At 41.4% G+C, this 26463-nt stretch carries 29 protein-coding genes; 24 read left to right on the plus strand and 5 right to left on the minus strand.

The window, feature by feature from the left end:
* Positions 1-131: 131 nt before the first annotated feature.
* From pepV to ACFOSE_RS02885, 3 genes are all read left to right on the plus strand, one after another.
* Positions 132-1541, plus strand: coding sequence for a dipeptidase PepV (gene pepV / locus ACFOSE_RS02875; protein ID WP_380430268.1), 1410 nt, complete (start codon positions 132-134; stop codon positions 1539-1541).
* Between the two features lie 111 nt (positions 1542-1652).
* Positions 1653-2237 (plus strand): uracil-DNA glycosylase family protein, encoded by a 585-nt coding sequence (locus tag ACFOSE_RS02880; RefSeq protein ID WP_380430270.1) that lies wholly within the window; start codon positions 1653-1655, stop codon positions 2235-2237.
* Positions 2234-3031 (plus strand): DUF4931 domain-containing protein, encoded by a 798-nt coding sequence (locus tag ACFOSE_RS02885; protein ID WP_380430273.1) that lies wholly within the window; start codon positions 2234-2236, stop codon positions 3029-3031. The genes ACFOSE_RS02880 and ACFOSE_RS02885 overlap by 4 nt, the downstream gene beginning before the upstream one ends.
* Before the next feature lie 134 nt (positions 3032-3165).
* Here ACFOSE_RS02885 and mnmE read toward each other — a convergent pair whose 3' ends face one another.
* The 4 genes from mnmE to ACFOSE_RS02905 form a co-directional block, all read right to left on the minus strand.
* Positions 3166-4539, minus strand: a complete 1374-nt coding sequence (gene mnmE, locus ACFOSE_RS02890) for a tRNA uridine-5-carboxymethylaminomethyl(34) synthesis GTPase MnmE (protein WP_380430276.1) — start codon at positions 4537-4539, stop codon at positions 3166-3168.
* A 134-nt stretch (positions 4540-4673) separates the two neighbouring features.
* On the minus strand, positions 4674-5306 hold the full coding sequence (locus ACFOSE_RS02895) for a TetR/AcrR family transcriptional regulator (protein ID WP_380430278.1): 633 nt from the start codon (positions 5304-5306) through the stop codon (positions 4674-4676).
* Positions 5307-5372: 66 nt separating this feature from the next.
* The gene (locus tag ACFOSE_RS02900) at positions 5373-6461 is read right to left on the minus strand and encodes an ABC transporter permease (protein ID WP_380430280.1); all 1089 of its coding nucleotides are present in this window, start codon (positions 6459-6461) and stop codon (positions 5373-5375) included.
* 3 nt (positions 6462-6464) lie between these two features.
* Complete coding sequence (locus tag ACFOSE_RS02905) at positions 6465-7184, minus strand: ABC transporter ATP-binding protein (RefSeq protein ID WP_380430282.1); 720 nt, start codon at positions 7182-7184, stop codon at positions 6465-6467.
* A gap of 184 nt (positions 7185-7368) precedes the next feature.
* On the opposite strand from ACFOSE_RS02905, the gene rpiA reads away from it, so the two are divergent.
* From rpiA to ACFOSE_RS02935, 6 genes are all read left to right on the plus strand, one after another.
* Positions 7369-8040, plus strand: coding sequence for a ribose-5-phosphate isomerase RpiA (rpiA, locus tag ACFOSE_RS02910; RefSeq protein WP_380430285.1), 672 nt, complete (start codon positions 7369-7371; stop codon positions 8038-8040).
* A 98-nt stretch (positions 8041-8138) separates the two neighbouring features.
* Entirely contained in the window at positions 8139-9350 is a 1212-nt protein-coding gene (locus tag ACFOSE_RS02915; RefSeq protein ID WP_380430287.1) for a phosphopentomutase, read from the plus strand.
* Positions 9351-9359: 9 nt separating this feature from the next.
* On the plus strand, positions 9360-10169 hold the full coding sequence (locus tag ACFOSE_RS02920) for a purine-nucleoside phosphorylase (RefSeq protein WP_380430289.1): 810 nt from the start codon (positions 9360-9362) through the stop codon (positions 10167-10169).
* A 443-nt stretch (positions 10170-10612) separates the two neighbouring features.
* Positions 10613-11317, plus strand: a complete 705-nt coding sequence (deoD, locus tag ACFOSE_RS02925; RefSeq protein ID WP_380430292.1) for a purine-nucleoside phosphorylase — start codon at positions 10613-10615, stop codon at positions 11315-11317.
* 1 nt (position 11318) lies between these two features.
* Positions 11319-12083 carry a LytR family transcriptional regulator gene (locus tag ACFOSE_RS02930; protein WP_380430294.1) on the plus strand — a complete coding sequence of 255 codons (765 nt, stop codon included), beginning with the start codon at positions 11319-11321 and terminating at the stop codon, positions 12081-12083.
* Positions 12084-12111: 28 nt separating this feature from the next.
* Positions 12112-12573, plus strand: a complete 462-nt coding sequence (locus ACFOSE_RS02935; RefSeq protein WP_380430297.1) for a COG2426 family protein — start codon at positions 12112-12114, stop codon at positions 12571-12573.
* Between the two features lie 1048 nt (positions 12574-13621).
* Here ACFOSE_RS02935 and ACFOSE_RS02940 read toward each other — a convergent pair.
* Positions 13622-14533 (minus strand): LysR family transcriptional regulator, encoded by a 912-nt coding sequence (locus tag ACFOSE_RS02940; RefSeq protein ID WP_380430300.1) that lies wholly within the window; start codon positions 14531-14533, stop codon positions 13622-13624.
* Between the two features lie 165 nt (positions 14534-14698).
* Between ACFOSE_RS02940 and rfbA the strand changes: the two genes are divergently transcribed.
* From rfbA to ACFOSE_RS03015, 15 genes are all read left to right on the plus strand, one after another.
* On the plus strand, positions 14699-15568 hold the full coding sequence (rfbA, locus tag ACFOSE_RS02945) for a glucose-1-phosphate thymidylyltransferase RfbA (protein ID WP_380430303.1): 870 nt from the start codon (positions 14699-14701) through the stop codon (positions 15566-15568).
* A complete protein-coding gene (locus ACFOSE_RS02950; protein WP_380430305.1) occupies positions 15568-16161 on the plus strand; it encodes a dTDP-4-dehydrorhamnose 3,5-epimerase family protein in 594 nt (197 codons plus the stop codon). The genes rfbA and ACFOSE_RS02950 overlap by 1 nt, the downstream gene beginning before the upstream one ends.
* Positions 16162-16473: 312 nt before the next feature.
* Entirely contained in the window at positions 16474-17520 is a 1047-nt protein-coding gene (gene rfbB / locus ACFOSE_RS02955) for a dTDP-glucose 4,6-dehydratase (protein WP_380430308.1), read from the plus strand.
* A 370-nt stretch (positions 17521-17890) separates the two neighbouring features.
* Positions 17891-18283: a hypothetical protein gene (locus ACFOSE_RS02960; RefSeq protein WP_380430310.1), complete on the plus strand. Its 393-nt coding sequence runs from the start codon at positions 17891-17893 to the stop codon at positions 18281-18283.
* A 423-nt stretch (positions 18284-18706) separates the two neighbouring features.
* Positions 18707-19168: a hypothetical protein gene (locus ACFOSE_RS02965; protein ID WP_380430312.1), complete on the plus strand. Its 462-nt coding sequence runs from the start codon at positions 18707-18709 to the stop codon at positions 19166-19168.
* 399 nt (positions 19169-19567) lie between these two features.
* On the plus strand, positions 19568-20365 hold the full coding sequence (locus tag ACFOSE_RS02970; RefSeq protein ID WP_380430315.1) for a dihydroorotate dehydrogenase electron transfer subunit: 798 nt from the start codon (positions 19568-19570) through the stop codon (positions 20363-20365).
* 9 nt (positions 20366-20374) lie between these two features.
* Entirely contained in the window at positions 20375-21313 is a 939-nt protein-coding gene (locus ACFOSE_RS02975; RefSeq protein WP_380430317.1) for a dihydroorotate dehydrogenase, read from the plus strand.
* Between the two features lie 208 nt (positions 21314-21521).
* Positions 21522-22214 carry an orotidine-5'-phosphate decarboxylase gene (gene pyrF, locus ACFOSE_RS02980; RefSeq protein ID WP_380430320.1) on the plus strand — a complete coding sequence of 231 codons (693 nt, stop codon included), beginning with the start codon at positions 21522-21524 and terminating at the stop codon, positions 22212-22214.
* Between the two features lie 74 nt (positions 22215-22288).
* Positions 22289-22918 carry an orotate phosphoribosyltransferase gene (gene pyrE, locus ACFOSE_RS02985; RefSeq protein ID WP_380430322.1) on the plus strand — a complete coding sequence of 210 codons (630 nt, stop codon included), beginning with the start codon at positions 22289-22291 and terminating at the stop codon, positions 22916-22918.
* Positions 22919-22989: 71 nt separating this feature from the next.
* Positions 22990-23334, plus strand: coding sequence for an MmcQ/YjbR family DNA-binding protein (locus tag ACFOSE_RS02990; RefSeq protein WP_380430325.1), 345 nt, complete (start codon positions 22990-22992; stop codon positions 23332-23334).
* 94 nt (positions 23335-23428) lie between these two features.
* Positions 23429-23605: a hypothetical protein gene (locus tag ACFOSE_RS02995; protein ID WP_380430382.1), complete on the plus strand. Its 177-nt coding sequence runs from the start codon at positions 23429-23431 to the stop codon at positions 23603-23605.
* Positions 23550-23765, plus strand: coding sequence for a hypothetical protein (locus ACFOSE_RS03000; protein ID WP_380430327.1), 216 nt, complete (start codon positions 23550-23552; stop codon positions 23763-23765). The genes ACFOSE_RS02995 and ACFOSE_RS03000 overlap by 56 nt, the downstream gene beginning before the upstream one ends.
* Before the next feature lie 119 nt (positions 23766-23884).
* On the plus strand, positions 23885-24385 hold the full coding sequence (locus tag ACFOSE_RS03005; RefSeq protein WP_273450533.1) for a YbhB/YbcL family Raf kinase inhibitor-like protein: 501 nt from the start codon (positions 23885-23887) through the stop codon (positions 24383-24385).
* A 59-nt stretch (positions 24386-24444) separates the two neighbouring features.
* On the plus strand, positions 24445-25098 hold the full coding sequence (locus tag ACFOSE_RS03010) for a uracil-DNA glycosylase (RefSeq protein WP_380430330.1): 654 nt from the start codon (positions 24445-24447) through the stop codon (positions 25096-25098).
* 44 nt (positions 25099-25142) lie between these two features.
* Positions 25143-26414 carry a dihydroorotase gene (locus ACFOSE_RS03015; protein ID WP_380430332.1) on the plus strand — a complete coding sequence of 424 codons (1272 nt, stop codon included), beginning with the start codon at positions 25143-25145 and terminating at the stop codon, positions 26412-26414.
* The last annotated feature ends 49 nt before the right edge of the window (positions 26415-26463 follow it).

Raw genomic sequence — 26463 nt, forward strand, 5'->3', positions numbered from 1 at the left:
AAACAACCATGAGACCATTCCATGACTCTATTGTTCTGAAAAACCTTGCACTAGTCAAGTTAATGTTATAATAATGATTAAAATTTGGGATCGAAAAATCCCCATAAACTTATTTTACGAGGAGAATAGAAATGACAGTGGATTTCAAAGCTGAAATAGATAAACGCCGCAATGAGATGATGGAGGATCTGTTTAATTTGCTGGCCATCAATTCTGAGCGTGATGATACAAAAGTGGATAAAGATCATCCTTTCGGACCGGGGCCTGTTGAGGCGCTGGAGCATTTTCTTGCAATGGCTGAGCGCGATGGCTATCAGACCAGAAATATTGACAACTATGCTGGGGATTTTGAATTTGGTCAGGGTGATGAGACTTTGGGAATTTTTGCCCATTTAGATGTTGTACCAGCAGGAACAGGCTGGAATACGGATCCCTATCAACCCGTTATTAAAGATGGGAAACTTTACGCGCGTGGATCATCTGACGATAAGGGGCCAACGTTAGCTGCCTACTATGCCTTGAAAATCATCAAGGATTTAGGATTACCTATATCTAAAAAGGTTCGTTTTGTTCTGGGAACAGATGAAGAATCGGGCTGGGGTGATATGGCTTATTATTTCGCTCATCCAGATGTGCAAAAGCCTGATTTTGGCTTCGCACCAGATGCCGAATTTCCAATTATTAACGGGGAAAAGGGCAATATCACCGAATATTTGCATTTTGCTGGTGACAATCAAGGAGATGTTGTTTTGCATCACTTCACAGGTGGTCTGCGTGAAAATATGGTTCCGGAATCGGCGACAGCCATTATTTCCGGTCAGATCAGTCTTGAAGAATTGCAGGACAAGTTGTCCGTCTTTCTTGCGGCCCACCCTCAGATTTCCGGTTCAGTAATGACTAAGGATCACCGGTTTACAGTTCAAATTATTGGTAAGGCTGCTCATGGTTCAACGCCAGAAGAAGGCCTCAATGGCGCTACCTATTTAGCACTCTTTTTGAACCAATTTACTTTAGCAGGACCAGCTCAAGCCTTTGTCCAATTGACAGCAGACATACTCCATGATGATTTTGCTGGGCACAAATTAGGGGTTGCTCACGAGGATACTAAAATGGGGTCCCTTTCAGTGAATGCTGGTGTCTTTAACTTTGAGGAGAGTTCATCTGATAATACCATTGCTTTGAATTTTCGTTATCCGCAAGGGACGGACTCGGCAAGCATCAAGGCAGGCCTAGAAAAATTATCAGGTGTAGAAAAGGTGACTATCTCCGAACACGAGCACACTCCTCACTATGTGCCGATAGATGATCCCTTGGTTGCTACTTTGCTTAGCGTTTATGAAAAACAGACTGGTCTCAAGGGTTATGAGCAGATTATTGGTGGTGGCACCTTTGGCCGTCTCTTGGAACGTGGTGTTGCCTTTGGCGCTATGTTCCCAGACTATGAAAATACCATGCATCAGGCCAATGAATTTGTGGATGTTGAGGAGCTCTACCGTGCTGCGGCAATCTATGCCGAAGCTATTTACGAATTGATTAAATAATCTGTAGATCTTAACAAGGGAGGTTGGAGAGCTCCTGCCTTCCTTTTTAGATGGTTGAATATGGTTTTGTGCTAAGCCCCCTTCGTTTAGCACCTATGTAGGAGAAAAATAATGGCAAGCATGCAAAAAATTATCAAGGCCATCATGGATGACCCTCAGAATCAAATTTATACAGAGCAAGGAATTGAGCCTTTGTTTACAGCTCCCAAGACTGCCCGTATCAATATTGTTGGGCAGGCACCTGGTATTCGGGCACAAGAATCTAGACTTTATTGGAATGATCCTTCTGGCGATAATCTTAGAGATTGGTTGGGAATTGATCGTGATGTTTTTTACAATTCGGATAAGATTGCTGTGATTCCCATGGACTTTTATTATCCAGGCAAGGGGAAATCGGGTGATTTACCCCCTCGCAAGGGTTTTGCGGAAAAATGGCACCCCTTAATTTTGGAGGAACTGCCTCATATCGCCTTAACTCTTTTGATTGGAAATTATGCCCAACATTATTATCTCCGACAAAAATCATCGGTGAAACTCACTGATAATGTCCGCAATTATCAAGATTTTTTACCAAATTTTTTTCCGCTGGTACACCCTTCCCCGCGCAATAATATCTGGCAAGCTAAGAACCCTTGGTTTAAAGAAGAAGTCCTGCCAGATTTACAAAAATTAGTGAGAGAGATTTTAGAGACATGAATCAGCCCCTCATATTTAATCCCCATATCGCTAGATCTAAGCCGAACAATCACGATGCCTGTCCTTTTTGTGACATCAGTCACTTGGAAAAAATTATTGATCAGAAAGACAATATGATTTGGCTCGATAATAAATATCCTGTTTTGGAAGGTGTTTATCAGACTCTTATTATTGAGTCTGATAAACACCTTGGAGATATAGCCACCTACAGTCAGAATCATAACCGTAAGTTATTTGCCTTTGCACTCAAGGCTTGGCAAGAGTTGGAGAACAGCGGACGTTTCAAATCAGTAGGTCTTTTTAAAAATTTTGGCCCCTTATCAGGTGGTTCTCTGCGCCATCCCCACATGCAGGTGATTGGTTTTGAGAATCTTGATGCCTATGCGGATATTAAACCTGAGAATTTTGACGGTTACCTTATTTGCCAACAAACAGCCAGTCGAGCTAAAGTAACCCTGTCCAAGCAGCCCTTGAGCACTTTTAGTGAATTTAATGTTTCTATCAGCCATCTCGATGCTCTGGATCACTTAGCTGACATGGTTCAAGCTCTGGTTCAATACGTGATGAGTCTTTATTCATCAGGGCGTTGTAGCTCTTATAATCTTTTCTTTTATCGATATGGGGAGACTATTATTTGTAAAATTGTCCCTCGTTTTGTTGCCTCTCCCTATCTAATTGGCTACCGTCTAACTCAGGTTAGCCATCGCGATCGGAGAGAAGAAGAAATCGCAGAGTTGCGTCAATTTTTAAATGAGCAGCAGAGTAAAAAAAGAGAGTGGGACAAAGATCGGTAATTGTGATTTCATCACAATTTCGACTTTTGTCGTCTTGCCAATCATTCCTTTTGTTAAACTTGGTAAAGCTAGAGCAAAACAAAAAAGGCTGGATTTTTGTCCCAGTCTCTTTTTAATGATTTAGGATAGTCGTCTTATTTTCCCAAACAGAATTGGCTAAAGAGCTGGGTGATGAGTTCATCGGGAGCAGCGTCGCCGGTGATTTCACCGAGGATCTCCCATGTTTTAGTCATATCAACCTGTAAGAGGTCGACCGGCATGCCTAACTCTAGCCCTTTATTGACCTCTTGTAAGCTGGCGAGCGCTTGCTCGATTAGAGAGATATGGCGGGCGTTAGAGAGATAGGTAGCATCTTTTTCTGCAAAACCGATATTGTCAAAGAAGAGTTGGTTGATGCGGCCTTCAATAAGATTAATATTGTTGTTTTGTAGAACAGAGATGGGGATAGCTCCATCGGGCAGCTGATCTTTTTCAATTTGTTGTGGAAGGTCTGTCTTATTGATGAGAATAATGCGGTTGCTGTCCTTGCTGATGTTAAGTAGAGAACGATCCTGATCGGTCAGCTTTTCAGAACCGTTGAGCACCAATAGTACAAGGTCTGCTTCATTGAGCGCTTTTTTGGAACGCTCCACCCCGATTTTTTCAACAATATCATCGGTATCACGAATACCTGCGGTATCAATCAGTTTAAGAGGGACACCGTTGATATTGGCATATTCTTCAATGATATCGCGGGTCGTTCCTTCAATATCGGTGACGATAGCCTTATCTTCACGCAGTAGATTGTTGAGAAGGCTCGATTTTCCAACATTTGGACGGCCGATGATAGCCGTTGAAATGCCTTCGCGTAAAATTTTTCCACGTTTGGCAGTCTTGAGCAGATTGGTCAGCAGAGTCTCAAATTTCTGAGTTTTTTCTCGCATGAGGTTAGTGGTCATTTCTTCCACATCATCGTACTCAGGATAGTCAATGTTGACCTCGACCTGAGCCAGAGTGTTGAGGATTTCTTGGCGTGTGTCATTGATAAGGTTGGAAAGCGAACCATCAAGCTGTTTGACGGCATTGTTCATCGCTTTATCTGTTTTAGCACGAATGACGTCCATGACCGCCTCTGCCTGTGTCAAATCAACACGACCATTCAGGAAGGCCCGCTTGGTGAATTCACCAGGTTCTGCCATACGGGCCCCTTGGCGAATCAGCAGTTGTAAGATTTCATTGGTAACCGCAATCCCTCCGTGGGTATTGATTTCAATAACATCTTCCCGCGTAAAGGTCTTAGGAGCCCTCATAACCGAAACCATAACTTCGTCTAAGATTTCACCAGAATCGGGATCTTGAATGTGACCATAGTTAATGGTATGGCTGCTAACTTTTTGAATATCTTTGCCCTTGATAACCTTGTTGGCAATATTTAAGGCTTCTGTGCCGGATAAACGTACAATACCAATCGCTCCCTCACCTAAAGGAGTAGAAATAGCTGCAATGGTATCGAATTCTTTGGTAATCATTAGTTCTACCTCGTCAAAGTTTCGTTATTTATAGTGTATCACGAAGTGCCAGAAAAGTCTTGATAGTAAACGGTTGCTTTGATAAATAAAACCCTCAGCTAAAGCCGAGGGATACTGGCTACCTTTGTTTCAACTTAAGAAGATAGCAAGGTCATAATTTGTTGTTCAATAAGTGTTAGATCAGCCGTCTCATCTTCCGTAGGAATATCAAGGACAAAGCGTTGGAAAAAGTAGCTCCCTAGATTAGCTACCCAAATCCGGATGATTTCAGCTAGAGTGAGCTTTTTATTGAATTGGGGGTTGTTAGCAGCTAGTTGCTCAATAAAAAGCTTTAATTGACCAGAAAACGTCGGATTATCAAAATTTGACTTGATAAATGTTTTTAGATTGGGATTGACCAATAGTTCTTGGAAGATAATTTTGATGATTTCCTGATTTTGCTTAATGAAGGCAAAACGATTGAAAACAGTAAAATGAATAATATCTGTTAAAGCAGAATATTGACTTAATTCGCTGATGAAATCCTGAATGAGGTAGGGTAAGGATTGCTCCAAAATGCTTTGTAGAATATCGTCCTTGGTTTTGAAATATTTAAAAATGGCAGCCTGACTGACGCCAGCGGTTTGAGCCAACTGGGCGGTCGAAGTGCCGTTAAAACCCTGTTGAGCAAAGAGGGTTACCGCTGCCAGAAGAGTTTTCTTCTTACCAGGGGGCATGCTTTCATTTTGTAGTCTATCAGCATAAGAAAGTAAGATATCGGAGGTCATAAAAGCTCCCTTCCAAGTGGTTTATAGTTTAAAACTACCATAGTTTGCTTAATCCTGCAAGTCTTTCTATACTTTGCGATAGCGTCTAAGTCCGACAATATTAAGAACAGTCAAAACGGCGAGGAAGGCCAGTAAAATCAAGATTTCGTAGATAACACTACTGAAATCTGCTCCATGGAGAATAATTTTATTGAGAGCCTCACCCGAATAGGTCAGTGGTAGGAATTTACCGATGACAACAGCCCAGTCTCCCATTGCTTCGAGGGAAATCAATCCTGAGAAGAAGAGCTGTGGCATGATAATTAGAGGAATGAATTGCATCATCTGGAACTCGGATTTAGCCAGTGTAGAGAGTAAGATACCAAAAGCTAGGGCAACCAAGGCTAAGACGACACTCACAATGATAACATTGACAATACTACCGACGACCTCTAGATCAAGCAACCAGACGGTTGATAAAACGATGATGGTCGATTGAATAGCAGCGATGATACCATAGGAAAGCATGTAGCCAAAGACGATTTCGGAACGTTTGACTGGTGTTGCCAATAAACGGTCCAAGGTTCCACTGGTGCGTTCTTTGAGCAGGGCCATACCTGAAATTAAGAAAACAAAGAAGAAGGTATTGAAACCGATGAGGATAGGTAGCATTTTAGAAAAGAAGTTGGTGTCTTTATCGCCGTAGGCATATTTTTCATCAATGTTTACCTTAGCAGTCGCCTCTTGTCCAACTTGTGGCCTGACTTTTTTAACAGTGGCTAGTAATGTTTGCGTATTGCTGCTTGTTACAGCTGAGCGAAGGGCTTGGCGCGTGACACTTGTTTTTGAAGCATCGGTATTAGCATAGGTTACCGTATAGTTACCATCTTTGTCGGCGACAATGACCCCGTCTACTTTTTCGTCTTTCAAGGCTTGCATAGCCTCTGACTTTTTATCGTAGGAGTCTGTTGATACCGAATCTACCTTATCTAAAGTCTTGACGACAGAGCTAGAGATATTGACAGTCGCTAGGTTGACGTCAACACTGGTGTTGGCTGAAAACATAAGGTTCATGAGCCACATGATAAAAATAGGAGCGATAAACATCATAGCTAATGTACGTTTATCGCAGAAGAGTTCCTTCATTACTTTTGTTGCAATCGCTAATGTTCTCATTTTTTAGTCATCTCCTTCTGCTTTCAAAAAGACTTCTTCAATACTATCCGCATGATACTGTTTCTTTAATGAATGGGGAGTATCCAAGGCAATCATTTTACCCCTTAGAAGTAGACCGACTTGATCGCATAATTCTGCCTCATCCATGACGTGAGTTGTTACCAAGATACCAATACCCTTTTTCTTCAAGACAGCTAACTCCTGCCATATTTTGCGGCGCAACGAAGGATCTATCCCGACGGTAGGCTCATCGAGGACGAGCAGTTCGGGATTTCCTAAAAGCGCAATAGCGAGTGACAAGCGGCGCTTCATCCCTCCCGAATAACCTGAGACAGTTTTATTGAGGGAATCGGTCAGATCGACAACCTCAGCCACATGAGCGATAGCTTCTGGCAATTCTTTTTTGGTCAAGCCTTTCATTTGCCCAAAGAAGGTGAGGTTTTCAATACCTGAGAGGGATTCATAGAGGGCATCGGATTGAGCCATATAGCCGATTTGCCCGAGAACATGGCGATTGGGCATGGTCTTATCCAATACCAAAGCAGAACCAGCATCTGCCTTTTCCATGCCTAATGTTGTTTTAATCAAAGTCGATTTTCCGGCACCAGAAGGTCCGATGAGACCGATAATTTGACCGCTAGGCAGTCCGAAACTAACGCGGTCCAGCACCAACTGATTTCCGAAAGATTTTTCTAAATCCTTTAAAGCAAGTAATTGTTTCATAATTCCCCTTTCTAGGTGAGTGTTTACTCACTTCTAAATACAAACTTATTATAGTGAGTGTTCACTTACCTGTCAAGAGAAAAAGCTCAAAAATCGAAAATTATTTGTAGGCTCCTTTCAATGTTGCTTTGAAATACCTCCTGCTCATGCTATAATAAACCTAGTATTTTAAAAGGAGAAGATCATGTCTAACTTAAAGCAACAAGTGGGGATTAAAGCAGCAGAGTTTGTCAAAGATGGGATGATTCTTGGTCTCGGAACAGGGTCGACAGCGGCTTATTTTGTAGATGAAATCGGTCGTCGTATTCAAGAAGAAGGTTTGCAGATCACAGCGGTGACTACCTCCAGCGTAACCTATGCTCAAGCGCAAGAGCTCGGCATCCCTCTCAAAGGAATTGATGAAGTAGAAGCTGTTGATTTGACTATTGATGGAGCAGATGAAGTTGATGGTTCTCTGAATGGTATCAAGGGGGGTGGAGGAGCCCTCTTGATGGAGAAAATTGTTGCTACCAATAGTAAAGATTGTATCTGGATTGTCGATGAGTCAAAAGTAGTAGAGACACTTGGTGCTTTTAAACTGCCAGTTGAGGTTGTTCAATACGGAGCAGAGAATCTTTTTCGTTATTTTGAAAACAAGGGCTATCACCCATCTTTTCGCCAGAAGAATAATCAGCGCTATGTGACCGATATGAAGAATTTCATCATTGATTTAGATTTGAAAAAGATTGAGGACGCTCAATCCCTTGCTGCGGAGTTGGATACGACCGTTGGTGTGGTTGAGCATGGTCTTTTTCTTAATATGATTTCCAAAGTCATTGTTGGTCATGAAGATGGCCCAGAAATTATTGAAAAATAGAGATAAAAGTCTACCCGACAGGGAGTTGGCAGACTTTTATATATAGTTTGTGTTATAATGAAAGTAAGTTTTTTAATTTCTTAGAAAGAAGAATAATCATGTCGAAATTTGATCGTATTCACTTAATTATTTTGGATTCTGTAGGGATTGGGGCAGCCCCAGATGCCAATAATTTTGTTAATCATGGTGTACCAGATGGCGCATCAGATACACTAGGTCATATCTCAAAAACAGTGGGACTTGATGTGCCAAATATGACTAAAATTGGTCTGGGAAATATTCCACGTTCACAAGTATTAAAAACAGTACCTAATGAGCCAATTCCAAGCGGTTATGCCACAAAATTAGAGGAAGTCTCTCTGGGTAAAGATACCATGACAGGACACTGGGAAATTATGGGTCTCAATATCACAGATCCCTTTGATACCTTTTGGAATGGTTTCCCAGAAGAGATCATCACAAAAATTGAAGACTTTTCAGGTCGTAAGGTCATTCGTGAAGCTAATAAACCCTATTCAGGAACGGCTGTTATTGATGACTTTGGTCCACGTCAAATGGAGACTGGTGAGTTGATTATCTATACATCAGCTGACCCAGTACTTCAAATTGCGGCTCATGAAGATGTGATTCCATTAGATGAACTCTATCGTATTTGTGAATATGCACGTTCTATTACTTTAGAGCGACCAGTTCTTCTTGGCCGTATCATTGCTCGTCCTTATGTGGGAACACCAGGTAATTTTACGCGGACAGCCAACCGCCATGATTTAGCAGTGTCGCCTTTTGCGCCGACAGTTTTGGATAAACTTAATGAAGCTGGAATTGACACCTATGCCGTTGGTAAAATCAATGATATCTTCAATGGCGCTGGTATCAATCACGATATGGGCCACAATAAATCAAACAATCATGGTGTAGATACCTTGATTAAAACTATGGGATTGCCTGAATTTGAAAAAGGATTCTCATTTACAAATCTTGTCGACTTTGATGCGCTTTACGGTCATCGTCGTAATCCGCATGGTTATCGTGATTGCTTGCAAGAGTTCGATGGACGCTTGCCGGAAATCATTGACGCTATGAAAGAAAATGATCTGCTTATGATTGCTGCTGACCACGGCAACGATCCTACCTATGCAGGAACAGACCATACTCGTGAATACATTCCACTCTTGATTTATAGCCCTGCTTTCACAGGAAATGGGGTCATCTCACAAGGCTACTTCTCAGATATATCAGCAACTATTGCTGAAAATTTCGATGTTGATGCTGCTATGATTGGCGAAAGTTTCCTAGATAAATTGGTGTAAGGAGAGATCATGACATTACTAGAAAAAATTAAAGAAACAGCAGCCTTTTTGCAAGAAGAAGGGATGATAGAGCCGGAATTAGGATTGATTTTAGGCTCGGGTCTAGGAGAATTGGCGGAAGAAATTGATAATGCCATTATCTTGGATTATGCAGATATCCCTCATTGGGGCAAATCAACAGTGTCTGGTCACGCAGGGAAACTGGTTTATGGTGACTTGGCAGGACGAAAAGTACTGGCTCTTCAAGGTCGTTTCCATTTTTACGAAGGAAATAGCACAGAGATAGTAACTTTCCCAGTTCGTGTGATGAAAGTCCTAGGTTGTGAGGGTGTGATTGTGACTAATGCAGCTGGTGGCATTGGTTTTGGTCCAGGTACCCTTATGGTCATCTCAGATCATATCAACATGACAGGGACTAGTCCGCTGATAGGAGCTAATCTTGATGAATTTGGTCCACGTTTTCCTGATATGTCCAAGACCTATACGCTGGAATACCGTGAAAAGGCTCATCAAGTAGCTGAAAAAATTGGTATTAAATTGGATGAAGGTGTTTACCTTGGCGTTTCAGGCCCCGCCTATGAAACCCCAGCCGAAATCCGTGCTTTTAAAACTTTGGGTGCGGATGCTGTTGGTATGTCTACAGTTCCTGAAGTGCTTGTCGCTGCCCACTCGGGTTTAAAGATACTTGGCATTTCATGTATTACCAATCATGCGGCAGGTTTCCAAGAAGAGCTCAACCATGAAGAAGTGGTTAAAGTGACCCAACGGATCAAGAGTGATTTCAAGATACTGATTAAGACTATTTTAGCGGAACTATAAGATACTATGTGTGCTCATTCATTCTTCATGAGTTTTTTGAAGGACCAGGTGTCTGTTTAGCTTGGGTGCTCAATTAATTGATCAGGCCTTGGGAGCACAGGTCGAGATGAATCAAAATCATGAGATTGATAATTCTTCAGTTCAACTTACAGATGCTGGAGAAATATATTCTGCTTTATCCAAATTCTATGATGGAAGGCTGGCATGGAGACATTTCTAGATTGACAGATAATGCTGAAGTCTTGCCGATGTCGTAGGTTGTCCTTAGTTGGTTCAATAGACTGAGATAAATCTTTATTGAATGAAGAGGTAGCCCATGAACAAGCCATAAGAAGGTAATCTTTTTGTCAACTAACTGATGAAATCTTGTCTTATGATTATACTGAAATGAACCCAAACTTTAGTTAGCTTTTTAGATGACTTAATACAATAAAGGAGAAGTTATGTCTATTCATATTGAAGCCAAGGAAGGTCAAATCGCCGATAAGATTCTTTTACCAGGTGATCCCTTGCGAGCAAAATTTATTGCGGAGAACTTTTTAGAAGACGCCAAATGTTTCAATAACGTTCGTGGTATGTTGGGTTATACTGGGACCTATAGGGGTTATCGTATCTCAGTCATGGGGACCGGTATGGGGATGCCTTCCATCTCAATCTATGCTAATGAGCTGATCACTTCCTATGGTGTCAAAAAATTAATTCGTGTAGGTACTGCCGGTTCGCTCAATAAGGATGTTCATGTTCGTGATCTTGTTTTAGCACAGGCAGCTGGGACGACTTCCAGTATGATTAAAAACGAGTGGCCCCAATATGATTTTCCGCAAATTGCTGATTTTGAACTCTTGGATAAAGCCTACCACATCGCAGCAGAGTTGGGCTTAAAAACTCATGTTGGTAGCGTCCTCTCTATTGATGCTTTTTACTCCGATTTTGCTGATTATAATCTTAAACTGGGGCAAATGGGGGTGAAAGCCGTTGAAATGGAAGCAGCTGCACTTTATTATCTAGCGGCTAAGCACGGTGTTCAAGCGCTGGGAATTATGACCATTTCTGATAGTTTGGTTGCTGATGAAGATACAACTGCCCACGAGCGCCAAACGACCTTCACGGATATGATGAAGGTTGGACTGGAAACACTGATTAGTTAAAATGGATAGTCCCAGTCTTAAAGAAAGGCTGGAGGTTCTACTCAAGCATTATGATTATGCTTCGGCCTACCGCGTCATCGATCAACATGACATCTCTGAGGATGCTAAAAGACTAATTTTACTGATGAAAAAACGCCGACAGTTAGCTATCGAAGAGCTCTTTGAACTGTCCCTAACTCAGCATTTTCAAAAAACTTATCAGTGCCGTTTGACCGCTAACCCACCCGCCGAAGAATTGCTAGCCAATTATATCATGGACTTGCAGGCCAAGGTACTTACAGAGGACATTATTGACTTTGTGAGGGCCGTTAGTCCCATCATCTATCGGCTCTTTATGCGCTTAATTGCCAAAGAAATTCCCGATATTGAAGATTATATGACGGATGCCAAGGGAGCCCAGTATGACACCTGGAAATTTGACAAAATGGCAATTGCTCCCTATCCGGCTCTAAAGAGTTTTGTTCAAATCTGGCACGATCCTAGAGTGACTTCGCGGAGTTTGGCCAGTTTGATTTCTCAACTCGCTATCTCAGAATCCCTCAAAAAAGACGTGAGCTTTTTGAGGGATATGGAAAAATCTGTCAGAAATCCTCTGGCTCATCTGATTCGGCCTTTTGATGAGAAGATTTTGCATCAGACAACTGGTTTTTCTTCACGTTCCTTCTTGGAAATGATTATTAAACTGGCTCGCTATACCGGTGTAGTCTATCATGAGCACTCCTTTTATTTTGATCAGATGAATCAATTGATCATATCACTTTTATAATTTCAATGAAAGGCTTTATTTTAAATCTATGACTTATCTTTATACTTTCTTAATTGCCATGGTTCCCTTGATTGAGTTACGTGGAGCAGTTCCTTATGGTGTAGCTAATGGTATTCCCATGTGGCAGGCTATTATCATCGGTGTTATTGGAAATATGTTGCCCGTTCCCGTCATTTTTTTCTTTGCCCACCGCGTCTTGAAATGGGGGGCAGATAAGCCTGTTATTGGTGGCTTTTTCTCTTGGTGCTTGAAAAAGGGTCACAGCGGGGGTCAAAAACTGACCAAGAGTACAGGCGAAAAAGGGATTTACTATGCTCTCTTTCTCTTTGTAGGGATTCCTATTCCAGGCACAGGTGCTTGGACAGGTACTCTAGCTGCTTCAATTCTTGACTTGAAGTTTAAAAACAGTGTTATTGCTGTCATTGCTGGCGTTATCCTAGCTGGTTTCATCATGGGGATTAGTTCAATTATACTAGTGAATCTGTTTTGATAAGAAATACCTTTTAAGTTGGGCTAGATACTCACTTGGAAGGTATTTTTTGAATAATGGAGTTGAAGATGTTGGGGCTTGTCAGATTATTTATACTATAAAAACTGTAGTGAGGAGAGTCCGTGAGACGTTTAGTGATACTGTTAGTTCTAGGTCCCTTGGGTCTATCTCTTCTTGCCTCTATGATTTATTTCAAGTGGAGTCAGAAAGGATAAGCCGAAACTAAAAAAAGATCAACCACTTTTGGTGTAACGATTGACGGTCTCTGGTATGAAAAGACTAAAACAAAAAATCTATGGTAGCAGCTCTGAAAGCCATGCCCATCCAACCGACTGTTAGAATTGGTGTCGAAGAAGACTGTACCAAAAGATTAGGTAAAGCTGTTTGGGTAAATCCATAAAGTCGCCCATATTATGGCTGGGTCTGTTTATTCTTGAATGGATCAGTATGAGGATGCCGCCAGTTATCAAAAGCGTTTTGCGGACTTCTAATGCTACTTGTCAGACGATATGGATATCTGGAAAATTGGTCATGAAATCTAGGATAGTGAATGGATTCAAGAAGGGGTTTCTTCAATTGTTAAAAAGTGGTAGCAGCCATCCAGACCGTTGTTCCAACAGAAGACAGGACTGTCTTTACTTTTCTTATTAGGAAAATTCCAATATCAACATGGTACAATCTTCTGGATTAAAAAGAATATTCCATTCGAGCTGCCTGCGTTCGATGGTTGATTCAAGTTTTATCAGCTATTATGAAGATGATAATGAAGGTTATCAGCTCGACTGCCGCAAGCCTTTCGGCAACTACAAGACTTCTTTTCGGAACCAAGTATTGATATGGATGAGTGCGGCAGTACAGTGCAAGAAGCAATCGAAAGCAGTAAATCGCCATGATTCAAAATGATTACTCCATCCCCAAATACACGGAGCATTATTATATCGGTGGCTTTTTCTGGTGAGAATGGGGATAAGACTGTGTTCCCGTGAAAACAATCCTGTTTATGGCACAATCGCAGTTAAAACGTAAAAAAAGAGGTTGGGCAAACCTCTTAATTTTTATCAAATTTAACTTCTTCTAAAAGATAGTCAATAAAGCGTTCCCCCATTTTAGAGAGATTGGCTTTTTCATGTTTGATATAAATGATATCAATTTGGTCTTCAACCTCAAGAGGAATAGAAACAATGTCATCACCGTTGAGATTGCTGTTGAGAATACCGGTCGCAATCGTATAGCCATCCAGACCAATCAGGAGGTTAAAAAGGGTAGCTCGGTCAGAAACAACAATCGACTTTTTGTGAGGAACCTGAGACATAATCTCTTCTGAAAAGTAGAAAGAGTTGTGCAAGCCTTGCTCATAACTAAGGTAGGGGAAGTCTTCTAAGTCACTGAGGGTAACCGATTTTTTATCAGCTAGAGGGTTGGATTTACTGACAAAAATATGTGGTTGGGCTACAAAGAGATGAGTGTAGATTAGGTGATTGTCCTCAAACATCTTGGTCAGGACATCCCGATTATAGCTGTTGAGAAAGAGGACACCGATTTCTGAACGGAAGTTCTTGACGTCATCAATGATTTCGTAGGTCCGTGTTTCCCGCAAGAAAAGCTCATATTGGCTCATATCAGCCCCTTTTAAAAGGGAGACAAAAGCATTGACAACAAAAGCATAGTGTTGGGCTGAGACACTAAAGAGCTCTCGGCTGTTAGAGACACTCTTGTAGCGCTCCTCCAGTAGATTGGTCTGTTCCACGACCTGACGAGCATAGGAGAGAAATTCAACCCCGTCCTTGGTAAGAGTGATGCCCTTGGGATTGCGGATGAAAATTTTGATATTCATTTCCCGTTCTAAGTCCCTGACAGCGTTAGAAAGACTAGGCTGGGTAATGAAGAGTTGTTTAGCAGCCTCATTCATACTACCCGTCTCGACAATTTTAATAATATAGTGTAATTGTTGAATTCGCATGACCCTATTCTAACATAAAACAGCTATAGTTACAGGCTATAACTTTGGAAATATTTTCAACTTGTTTTGAAGTTATGATTTTTTGCGGATCCCCCATTTTTACTGACATTTAGAAAGGCTTGTGATATAATTTTAAGTGACAATTTATGAAAGGAAGCTTTTCTGATGAAAGGTATTATTCTTGCAGGTGGGTCTGGAACTCGCCTCTATCCATTGACACGTGCGGCTTCAAAACAGCTGATGCCAGTTTATGATAAACCCATGATTTATTATCCGCTTTCAACCTTGATGTTGGCGGGAATCAAGGATATCTTGATTATTTCAACACCTCAGGATTTACCACGTTTTAAGGAATTGCTTCAAGATGGTTCAGAGTTTGGAATCAAGCTCTCATATGCTGAACAACCAAGTCCAGATGGACTGGCTCAAGCCTTCATTATTGGAGAAGAATTCATCGGTGATGACAATGTTGCTCTCATCCTAGGTGACAATATCTATTATGGTCCTGGGCTCAGTCGTATGTTGCAAAAAGCAGCTAACAAGGAAGAAGGGGCAACGGTCTTTGGCTACCAAGTCAAAGATCCTGAACGCTTCGGGGTGGTTGAATTTGATGAGAATATGAATGCCGTTTCCATCGAAGAAAAACCAGAACATCCTAAGTCTAACCATGCTGTTACGGGGCTTTATTTCTATGACAATGACGTGGTTGAGATTGCTAAAAACATCAAGCCAAGTCCTCGTGGGGAACTGGAAATTACCGATGTTAATAAGGCCTACCTTGAACGTGGAAATCTGTCGGTAGAAGTCATGGAGCGTGGTTTTGCTTGGCTCGATACAGGAACACATGAAAGTCTTCTGGAAGCAGCTCAATACATCGAGACAGTGCAACGTATGCAAAATCTGCAAGTGGCTAATCTTGAAGAAATTGCTTATCGCATGGGCTATATTACCAAGGCTCAGGTGCGTGAATTGGCACAACCCCTTAAGAAAAATGAATACGGACAATATTTGCTCCGTTTGATTGGAGAAGCTTAATGACAGAACAATTTTTTGAAAAAGAATTAGCGGGTCGTCCAATTGGAGCCATTCCAGGCATGATTGAATTTGATATTCCGGTACATGGGGATAACCGCGGTTGGTTCAAGGAAAATTTCCAAAAGGAAAAAATGTTACCTTTAGGTTTTCCAGAAAGCTTTTTTACCGAAGGTAAATTGCAAAACAATGTCAGCTTTTCACGTAAAAATGTCTTGCGTGGTCTGCATGCAGAGCCTTGGGATAAATACATTTCGGTGGCTGATGAAGGTAAGGTTCTAGGGTCTTGGGTTGACCTGCGTGAAGGGGAGTCTTTCGGCCATGTCTACCAGACTATCATTGACGCTTCTAAAGGAATTTTCGTACCGCGAGGTGTAGCTAACGGCTTCCAAGTTCTGTCCGACAAGGTTTCTTACAGCTATCTTGTCAATGATTACTGGGCACTTGAATTAAAACCTAAATATGCCTTTGTCAATTATGCAGATCCAAGTCTAGGGATTGATTGGGAAAATCTTGAAGAAGCAGAAGTCTCAGAAGCAGATAAAAATCATCCCATGCTTAAGGATGTCAAACCACTCACAAAAGAAGATTTATAAGTAAAACCAACTGAAAACTTAGGTAATCTCGAAGAAATTCAATTTTTTTCGCTCTCTTATTTTTAACTTCGGGTAAAATCATCCACTGGATAATTTTTATCCCATCTTTCTGCGTCTTGCAAGTGAAACTATAAAAAATTAGAGGTTGGGTACCTTTGCTCCAATCTCTCAATATGGCTACTTCACAATATAAAAGCTTGCAAAGCAAGCATAAACCGATGTTTTTTGCAATGAAACTTTATAGAAGTTTGCTTACGTCCACCCTCGCTTTAGAAAAAACATCAAAAATAAAAAATTTATTAAGGTAAGAATATGTCGGAATATAAAAACATTATCGTTACTGGTGGAGCTGGTTTCATCGGCTCTAACTTTGTGCACTACGTTTACAACAACCATCCAGATGTCCATGTGACTGTCCTTGACAAGCTCACTTATGCTGGGAATCGTGCTAATATTGAGGCAATCCTCGGTGATCGAGTAGAGCTCGTTGTCGGTGATATCGCAGATGCTGGATTGGTAGACAAATTGGCAGCAAAAGCTGATGCTATTGTTCACTATGCGGCTGAAAGCCACAATGACAATTCGCTCAATGATCCAAGTCCTTTCATTCATACCAACTTTATTGGGACCTATACCCTCTTGGAAGCGGCTCGTAAATACGATATTCGTTTTCATCATGTCTCTACTGATGAGGTTTACGGCGATTTGCCTCTGCGTGAGGATTTGCCAGGGCACGGTGAAGGCGAAGGTGAAAAATTCACCGCTGAGACCAAGTACAATCCAAGCTCGCCTTATTCATCAACCAAGGCTGCTTCAGACTTGATTGTTAAAGCCTGGGTCCGTTCTTTCGGTGTTAAAGCGACCATTTCAAATTGTTCTAATAACTATGGCTCTTATCAGCACATTGAAAAATTCATTCCCCGTCAAATTACCAATATCTTGTCAGGCATTCGACCAAAACTCTATGGTGAAGGGAAAAATGTCCGTGACTGGATCCATACTAATGACCACTCAACAGGTGTTTGGGCTATCTTAACCAAGGGTCGGATTGGCGAAACCTATCTGATTGGTGCTGATGGTGAAAAAAACAACAAGGAAGTGCTCGAGTTGATTCTGGAAAAAATGGGTCAACCAAAAGATGCATACGACCATGTGACAGACCGCGCTGGACACGACTTGCGCTACGCTATTGATTCCACAAAACTTCGTCAAGAACTTGGCTGGGAACCACAGTTTACCAATTTTGAAGAAGGATTGGAAGAAACCATTAAATGGTATACTGAACATCAAGACTGGTGGAAGACTGAAAAAGAAAGTGTTGAAGCGAAATACGCCCAAACTCAAGAGATTATTAAATAGTGCTATAAAATTCTGTTCTCAAGCTTTCTTGAGGACAGTTTTTTGCTTGTCAGGGTTCTGACTTAACTGTTAATCAAAAAAGTTTAACATTATAAGAGTTGTTTGCTTATTTTTTGACAGCGTGATAGAGTAACTGTTTATCTGATTATGAAGCGTCTTTTAAAAACTCTTATCAGATATTTCTGCTTCAAATGGTTTACACAAAATGATTTATTTGATGTATATCGTAAGCTTGTTAATAATCTGGGCGCCTGTTTTTAGATCATAGGTTTAACAAAAAAATCACTGCTTCAGCTGTATGCTAGACATTCTTAAAGCATGGTAGGTTATACCATTTATGGTGTTCTTTCGGAGATCTTAAGTTTCTCTGATGGATGCCTTGGTTGGAGATGAGGATATCCGCTTCTTGCAAGTGCATCGTGAGGAAACAGATATCCTTGCTGCAGTCATGCAAAGAAAATTTTGTGCTTCAACCAGTGCTACTGTTGGTTCTGGTGGTCAGGAGAGATCCATCTCATCAATAGGATTTATGATACGGCTATGGATAATACTTCCCTGTCTTACCATCCGCGGATCACGGCAACTGAGCCAACTTAGATGCTCTCTAAATAATCTCCCAGTTAGCGACATTGCTTTTTCAAATGATGAATACGGCTTTATCAAAGAAAAATATCAAGATGCCAATAAAAACTTGTTTGGTGTGGATTTTGTTAATGCAGAACTAGGCAAAAACCGCAGCAATAAAAGGTGCTGCTGGCTTTAGTGTTGATTGTATTGAAGATACCAATGGGGATATCAAAGAAGCTGTCGAATTAATCAAACAAGGTATGGCCGTTATTGACGCTCCTGTTACCCAAGACTGTCAAATCTCGGTCGAAGTGCTTGAATTGAATCCAAAACAACATTCAGAAAGAAGCTATCGTAGCCTTCAAAGCCAATACGGCTACCATTTCGCCTTTTTTTTGAAGAAGGTCTGTAATATGTGCGGTCAAATAAACTATCAGTTGCTTAATATAACTATCGTTACGCCTGTGAAAACAAGGTTGGGATAAACAGTTTCAAACCTTGTTTTGTCTTTTTGCGACTAAGGAGCAAGAAATCGCCTAAAATAAAAATAGCGTTTAATTTTCTGCCTATTTTATGGTAAAATAAAGAAAATAAGAAGTAAGGAAAAGGGGAGACCGCTATGGAACAAGGGCTTCAAGATTATCGACAGTTGTTACATAAGATTGCAGTAACGAGGCACTACTTACATCTCTTTGAAACTGAGTTAAAAATGATAGAGCAGGAGCCAACGCTACTGGAGTTTTCAGTTGAAACGGTTTTGGTTAAACCGGAGCTTGACAAGATTTTGGAAGCTTGCAATCCGCTCAAGAGACAAGAAGAAATGGTTCGAGCCTTGGCTTGGTATGATGAGCCATCTTTTCGCTTGATGAACACTTCATTGGATGTCGTTGAAGAGTGGCTCTCAAAGTTGAAGTTTTTAGAAGACGTTGCTGTCGCTCAGCCATTTTTCTATAATCTTCTAGATCAAGACCGTGCCAAGTCTTTTGGTATTCTGGTTGATTTATTTGGTAGTTTACAGGTTGCAACAGCAGCTCTCAAAGAAGAGTACGAGCGTCCTTACGAACTTGTTGAGAACGATTAATGAGTAAGTCACAGTAAAAAAACTTTAATAGTGTCCAAAAAGAGAGTTCAAAGGAACTTTTAAAATCAAGCTAATACTATATCTAGCTATTTTTGTAAAGAGGTTTGGACAAAAGTACCCGACCTCTAATTTTTATAGTATTACTTGAAAGATGCGGGAGAAACGCTTGTTGATTTATTAACTTTAGCGTTTTTCCCTTCACAGTTGACTGAAGCCTTAGCCTCAATCATCCACTGCTGGCTTTAATAGGACTATTGAGGAGGGATCTTATGATTCCCAATTGTTCAGAAGATGGGATAAAAATTATTCAGTAAATAATTTTACCCGAAGCTAAACATAAGAGAGTGAAAATTGAATTTCTTCGAATTATCTCTCTCTTTTATAGAAAAGGAAATAATGATGTCTCATAATCAACCAAAATCTACCTTGCTCAAAGAGAATTTACGGATTATTAATCAGATTGAGATTGCACCAGGTATTCTTAAAATGATCTTATCTGGTGACATGGTACAAGAGATGCAGGTGGGGCAGTTTCTGCACTTACGTGTGCCGGATCCAAGTAAGATCTTGCGCCGTCCGATATCAATTGCAGATATTGATAAAGAAAAGGGACAGGCAACTATTATTTATCGTATTGAAGGTCAAGGAACAGAACTATTGTCGCAATTAAAGACTGGTGACCAGGTTGATACCATGGGGCCTCAGGGGAATGGTTTTGATATATCGGTTGTTGATAAAGGGCAGAAGGTACTGTTGATTGGTGGGGGTATCGGTGTTCCTCCTCTATATGCAACGGCCAAAGCCCTGGCTCAAAAAGGGGTTGATATCAGAGCTGTTCTCGGTTTTGCCAACAAAGATTCTGTTATCTTAGAGGATGAAATCGCTCAATATGCTCAGGTGACGGTGACAACAGATGATGGCTCATATGGAGTAAAGGGTTATGTCTCAAGTGTGATTGATAAACTGGCGGATGATTATACAGCCATCTATGCTTGCGGAGCACCTGGTATGCTGAAATATGTGGATACTAAATTTGAAGACCATCCTCACGCCTACCTGTCGATGGAATCACGGATGGCTTGTGGTATGGGTGCTTGCTATGCTTGTGTTGTTCATCTGAAAAACCAGTCAGAAACAGCCAATAAGCGTGTGTGTGAAGATGGTCCTGTTTTTGAAACAGGCAGTGTCATTTTGTAAGGAGGTCCCATGTCCGATAATCGTTTAGCTATTTCTCTGCCGGGACTGGATTTAAAAAATCCGATTATTCCAGCTTCTGGTTGTTTTGGTTTTGGTCAAGAGTATGCCAAGTATTATGATTTGGATAAGCTAGGCTCTATCATGATTAAGGCGACTACTAAGGAGGCTCGTTTTGGGAATCCCCCACCCCGTGTGGCTGAGACCCCTTCTGGTATGCTTAATGCAATCGGTCTACAAAATCCAGGAGTAGATGCTGTTCTGAGCGAAAGGTTGCCTTGGTTGCAGGAACATTATCCCAATCTCCCTATTATTGCCAATGTTGCTGGCTTTTCCAATGAGGAATATGCTCATGTAGCTGCTAAGATTTCACAGGCACCTAACGTAACTGCTATTGAGCTCAATATTTCATGTCCTAACGTTGATCACGGCAATGCTGGTCTTCTTATTGGTCAGGTTCCTGAATTGGCTTATGCTGCGACAAAAGCAGCGGTTGAGACGTCCAAGGTACCAGTCTATGTTAAATTAACACCCAGTGTAGCAGATATCGGACAGATTGCCAAGGCAGTAGAGGATGCTGGTGCTACTGGCTTTACGATGATTAATACCTTGATTGGTATGCGTTTTGACCTGAAAACCAGAGATCCGATTATTGCCAATGGCACTGGCGGCATGAGTGGGCCAGCCATTTTTCCAGTAGCCCTCAAGCTCATTCGTCAGGTTGCTCAATGCTCCCAGCTTCCTATTATTGGTATGGGTGGCGTTGATAGCGCCGAGAGTGCTCTCGAGATGATGCTGGCAGGAGCATCTGCTATTGGTGTTGGTGCTGCTAATTTTACAGATCCTTATGCCTGTCCTAATATCATTGCGGATCTTCCCAGAGTCATGGACCGTTATGGTATTCAAACTCTAGAGCAATTTCGTCAGGAAGTCCGCCAATCCTTACAGTGATTAATTGACAGCTGGGAGTGCATGCTATATAATAGAACCAATTGAAAATACCTTTAATCGAGTCCAGAGAGGCAAGGAAGGTGGACGGTCTTTATATGATCGTTAGCAGGCGGATAAGGAGTATTCCAAGGGTCAAAAAGTACCCAATTTTCGTGTAACCTTGCCCTTAGGCAGGGTTATTTTATTTTGTAAGCAACAAGGAGGAACTATGAACGAAAGTCGTCCCATTATTGCCCTTGATTTTCCATCATTTGATGATGTGAAAAGCTTTCTTGCCCGTTTCCCAGAAGGCGAACAACTCTATGTTAAAATTGGTATGGAGCTTTACTATGCTGCTGGCCCAGAAGTTGTCCGCTATGTAAAAAAGCTGGGGCATTGGGTCTTTTTGGATTTGAAACTGCACGACATTCCTAATACGGTCAAATCAGCCATGGCTGTTTTAGCCAATCTGGGTGTTGATATGACTAATGTTCATGCAGCTGGTGGTCTTGAAATGATGAAAGCAGCGCGTGAAGGTTTGGGTAGCCAGCCCAAACTAATTGCTGTAACCCAACTCACCTCAACATCGCAAGAGCAAATGCAGGACAATCAAAATATCCAAACTAGCCTAGCAGAATCAGTTATTCATTACGCTGGTAAGGCAGCACAAGCAGCTCTTAATGGTGTTGTCTGCTCAGCTCATGAAGTTGAGGCTATTAAAGCAGCAACGACAGATGATTTCATCTGCCTAACGCCCGGCATTCGTCCGGCTGGTTCAGATTTAGGAGACCAAAAACGGGTTATGACTCCAAGTGCTGCTCGTGCCGTTGGTTCAGACTATATTGTTGTTGGGCGACCAATTACTCAGGCAGCAGACCCAGTAGCCGCCTATCAGGCTATCTGCCAAGAATGGCAATCCTAAGCCTGTCTATTTCAAGCTTTACCTAGATACAATGCCCCTTAAATTAAATATAAAATTGATAAAGAGGATTTAATATGACTTTAGCAACACAAATCGCATCGGACTTACTAGATATCAAAGCTGTTTACTTGCAGCCCCAAGCCCCTTTCATCTGGGCATCTGGCATTAAGTCCCCTATTTATACGGACAATCGTATTACCCTTTCCTACCCAGAAACACGTACTCTGATTGAAAATGGCTTTGTGGACACTATCAAGGAAGCCTTTCCTGAAGTCGAAGTGATTGCAGGGACAGCGACAGCTGGGATTCCTCATGGGGCGATTATCGCAGATAAGATGAATCTGCCTTTTGCTTATATCCGCAGCAAACCAAAGGATCATGGAGCTGGCAATCAGATTGAAGGCCGTGTAAGCAAGGGGCAAAAAATGGTTGTGATTGAGGATCTTATTTCAACAGGTGGTTCTGTTCTTGAAGCTGTGGCGGCAGCCGAAAAAGAAGGCGCTCAGGTTCTTGGCGTTGCGGCAATCTTTACTTATGAATTGCCTAAGGCAGCGGAAAATTTTGACAATGCAGGCGTTAAACTGGTGACACTGTCTAATTATTCAGAACTGATTAAGGTTGCTAAAGTTCAAGGATATATCAATGCCGATGGTTTGACTCTTCTCAAGAAATTCAAAGAAAACCAAGAAACATGGCAGGAGTAAAAAGGATGAAGAGGCTAAGAAATGAATTTTACCCTCTCTTTTTCTATTAGTTAAGGTTAAGGAGTTTTAATATGAAATTCACAAAACGTCAACTTTTAGATTGGCTGCTGGATGTGACAGGAGCGGAGGAAGCCTATCCCTTTACCCGTGAGAAAAGCAAGTACACACCTGTTATCCGGCATAGGCATAATCAAAAAATGCTGGCATTGGTCACCGAAAAAGATGGAAAACTCCTCCTCAATCTCAAACTTAAACCAGAACAAGTGGAGATTATGCTGGACACTAAGGGAGTGATTCCAGCTTATCACATGAACAAGAAACACTGGCTAACGGTGTTGGTTAATGAAACAGAATTGACAGAGAATGAGTTGAAAAGTATGGTGTTGGAGAGTAGTCGATTGACTCAGGGCCACTAGATAAGGTATAGAAATTCAAGGAAAATCAGGAAACTTGGCAAGGTTAAGGAGTTCTAACAAGCTACTCCCAGAGTTATCGCAAAGGAGAAACTAAATGAACTTAAAACGTAACTGCATCAAAAATGCCTTGATTAGAGGGATTATTCCCTTGCTTATTATGGGGGACCATCACCTATTTTGTCTATTAGAATCAGGGAATAAAAGCCTTCAGGAGTTTGATAGCCGTCACGCTTATTGCAACGGCAGTTTCAGCAGCCACGGTTATTTATGATTACGATGTTTGCCTTGTTAAGAAAAAGATATTTGTACATTGTCTGGTCATGCTAGTCACGGTCTATCCCAGCCTGATAATCAGTGTCTGGTATGATACTACCAAAGTCAGTGGTTATATTTTTGCCTTCCTTACCTTTGCTTTATGGGACTCGTCTTAGGGACAGTTGGCTATCTCATCAGTAAGTATATCCTAAAAAATATACCAGAAGACAAGTCTAAAAAGTAATGGGTAGGGGCTGGTTTCGTATTTCTGAATGCTATGATAAAGGAGGATAGTATGAAAATTACAACAGATTTTGCTCATAATATTTTGCCAGATCGTTACAGCAAGCACACAGATGAGCTGGAGCTTGGCAATGCTATTGTATCCTTCCCCTTTGAAGTTTTAGACGTGCCCAAGGAAGCTAAGAGCTTAGCTTGGACCTTTGTGGATTACGATTCGATTCCGGTTTGTGGTTTTGCCTATATCCACTGGTGTGTAGCCAATCTCCCTGCAGATAAGACAAAAATTGAAGCCGACTTTTCACGCCTAGATACTCAGCACCTACACGGTAAGAATAGCTTGGTCAGTAAATTTTTAGCGACCGATTTTTCAGCTATTGAAAATAATTATATCGGTCCTTACCCACCTGATCAGGACCACGTCTATACTTTGACTGTTTTTGCCTTGGATGATTTTCTTGAATTATCTGAGGGCTTTTATCTCAATGAATTGCAGAAAGCTGTCAAACCCCATCTCCTAGACAGTGTAAGTCTTGATTTGATAGGGAGATATTAGCATATCTGTCTCAGTTAGAAAGACTTGGGTGAGTAAAAAAACTAAAGGAGTAGACTTGTATGCAACATTCAGCTTGGCATGATTTAATAAAAAAAGAACTGCCTCAGGGCTACTTTGCCCAGATCAATCAGTTCATGAATGAGGTTTATGACAAAGGGATCATCTATCCTCCCAGAGAAAAGGTCTTTAATGCTATTCAGACGACCCCTCTGGAGGACGTTAAGGTCGTAATTATTGGACAGGATCCTTATCACGGTCCCAATCAGGCGCAGGGTTTATCTTTTTCGGTACCTGAGGAAGTGCCGGCACCTCCGTCTTTGCAGAATATTTTAAAAGAACTGGCTCAGGATTTAGGTCAACGTGATCACCATGATTTAACCAACTGGGCCAAGCAAGGAGTATTACTTCTCAATGCCAGTCTGACAGTACCAGCTGGCCAGGCTAATGGGCACTCTGGGCAGATTTGGGAACCTTTTACGGATGCGGTCATCAAGGTGGTCAACCAGAAGGAGACGCCGGTCGTCTTTATCCTCTGGGGGGGATATGCCCGTAAAAAGAAGGCGCTTATTACTAATCCCATCCATCATGTTATTGAGTCTCCGCACCCCAGTCCTCTATCGGCTCACCGTGGTTTCTTTGGCAGTCATCCTTTTTCTCAGACCAATAGCTATCTAAAGGCAGCTGGTCTGGCACCAATCAATTGGTTGGCCTAAAAGGTCACTATTTTTATTGTTTTTACAAAGTCAAGGAGTTTAAGATGTTATTGATAAAAAACGGTCGCGTAATTGACCCTAAATCCCAGCTTGACAAGGTTTGTGATATCTTGGTTGATGGCAATAAAGTCATCAAGATAGAGGAGCAGATTGAGATGGCTGATGCTGATGTTATTGATGCGACAGGATTGGTGGTGGCTCCGGGTTTGGTGGATATTCATGTGCATTTTCGTGAGCCGGGTCAAACTCATAAGGAAGATATCCATACGGGGGCTCTTGCAGCAGCTGCAGGTGGCTTTACCAGTGTGGTGATGATGGCCAATACCAACCCGACTATTTCTGATGTGGCGACCTTAAAAGAAGTTCTTGCTAGCAGTGATAAGGAAAATATCCATATTTATACCAATGCAACGATTACTAAGAATTTTAATGGGCAAGATCTGACAGATTTTAAGGCTTTGTTAGCTGCTGGTGCTGTTTCGTTTTCTGATGATGGTATTCCTTTACAAAGTACCAAGGTAGTTAAAGAGGCTCTGAATCAAGCCGAGCAACTGGGAACCTTTATTGCCCTTCATGAGGAGGATCCAGAACTCAATGGAATTCTTGGTTTCAATGAATACGTTGCTGAGGATAAGTTCCATTTCTGTGGAGCAACGGGTGCAGCAGAATACAGTATGATTGCTCGGGATGTTATGATAGCCTATGATAGACAAGCCCATTTACATATTCAACATTTATCCAAGGCTGAATCTGTAAAAATCGTCGAATTTGCTCAAAATCTTGGAGCTCATGTAACAGCAGAAGCGGCACCCCAACATTTTTCCAAAACAGAAGATCTTTTACTTGTAAAAGGAAGCAACGCTAAGATGAATCCACCGCTGCGGACTGAAAAAGACCGTCTAGCAATCATTGAAGGCCTTAAATCTGGTGTCATCTCTATCATCGCAACAGATCACGCACCTCATCATGCCGATGAGAAAAATGTTGAAGATATCACTAAGGCGCCTTCTGGTATGACCGGTCTGGAGACCTCTCTATCACTTGGTTTGACTAATTTGGTTGAGACTGGGGACCTAAGTTTGTCAGAATTATTAGCTAAAATGACCAGTAATCCAGCCGCTATATATGACTTTGAAGCAGGTTATCTCGCTGAAAATGGTCCAGCTGACATTGTGATTTTTGCTGATAAGGAAGACCGTATTGTATCAGAAAATTTTGCCTCTAAAGCTGCTAACTCTCCCTTCATCGGTGAAAAACTTAAAGGGGTTGTGAAATACACCATCAGTGATGGTCAGATTGTTTATCAGGCTCAATAGTATTTAACATTAACTAAATTTTTCTGAACAATTTAATTTATATATCAAA

It is taken from the genome of Streptococcus dentapri, assembly GCF_042649885.1.
GTDB lineage: Bacteria > Bacillota > Bacilli > Lactobacillales > Streptococcaceae > Streptococcus > Streptococcus dentapri.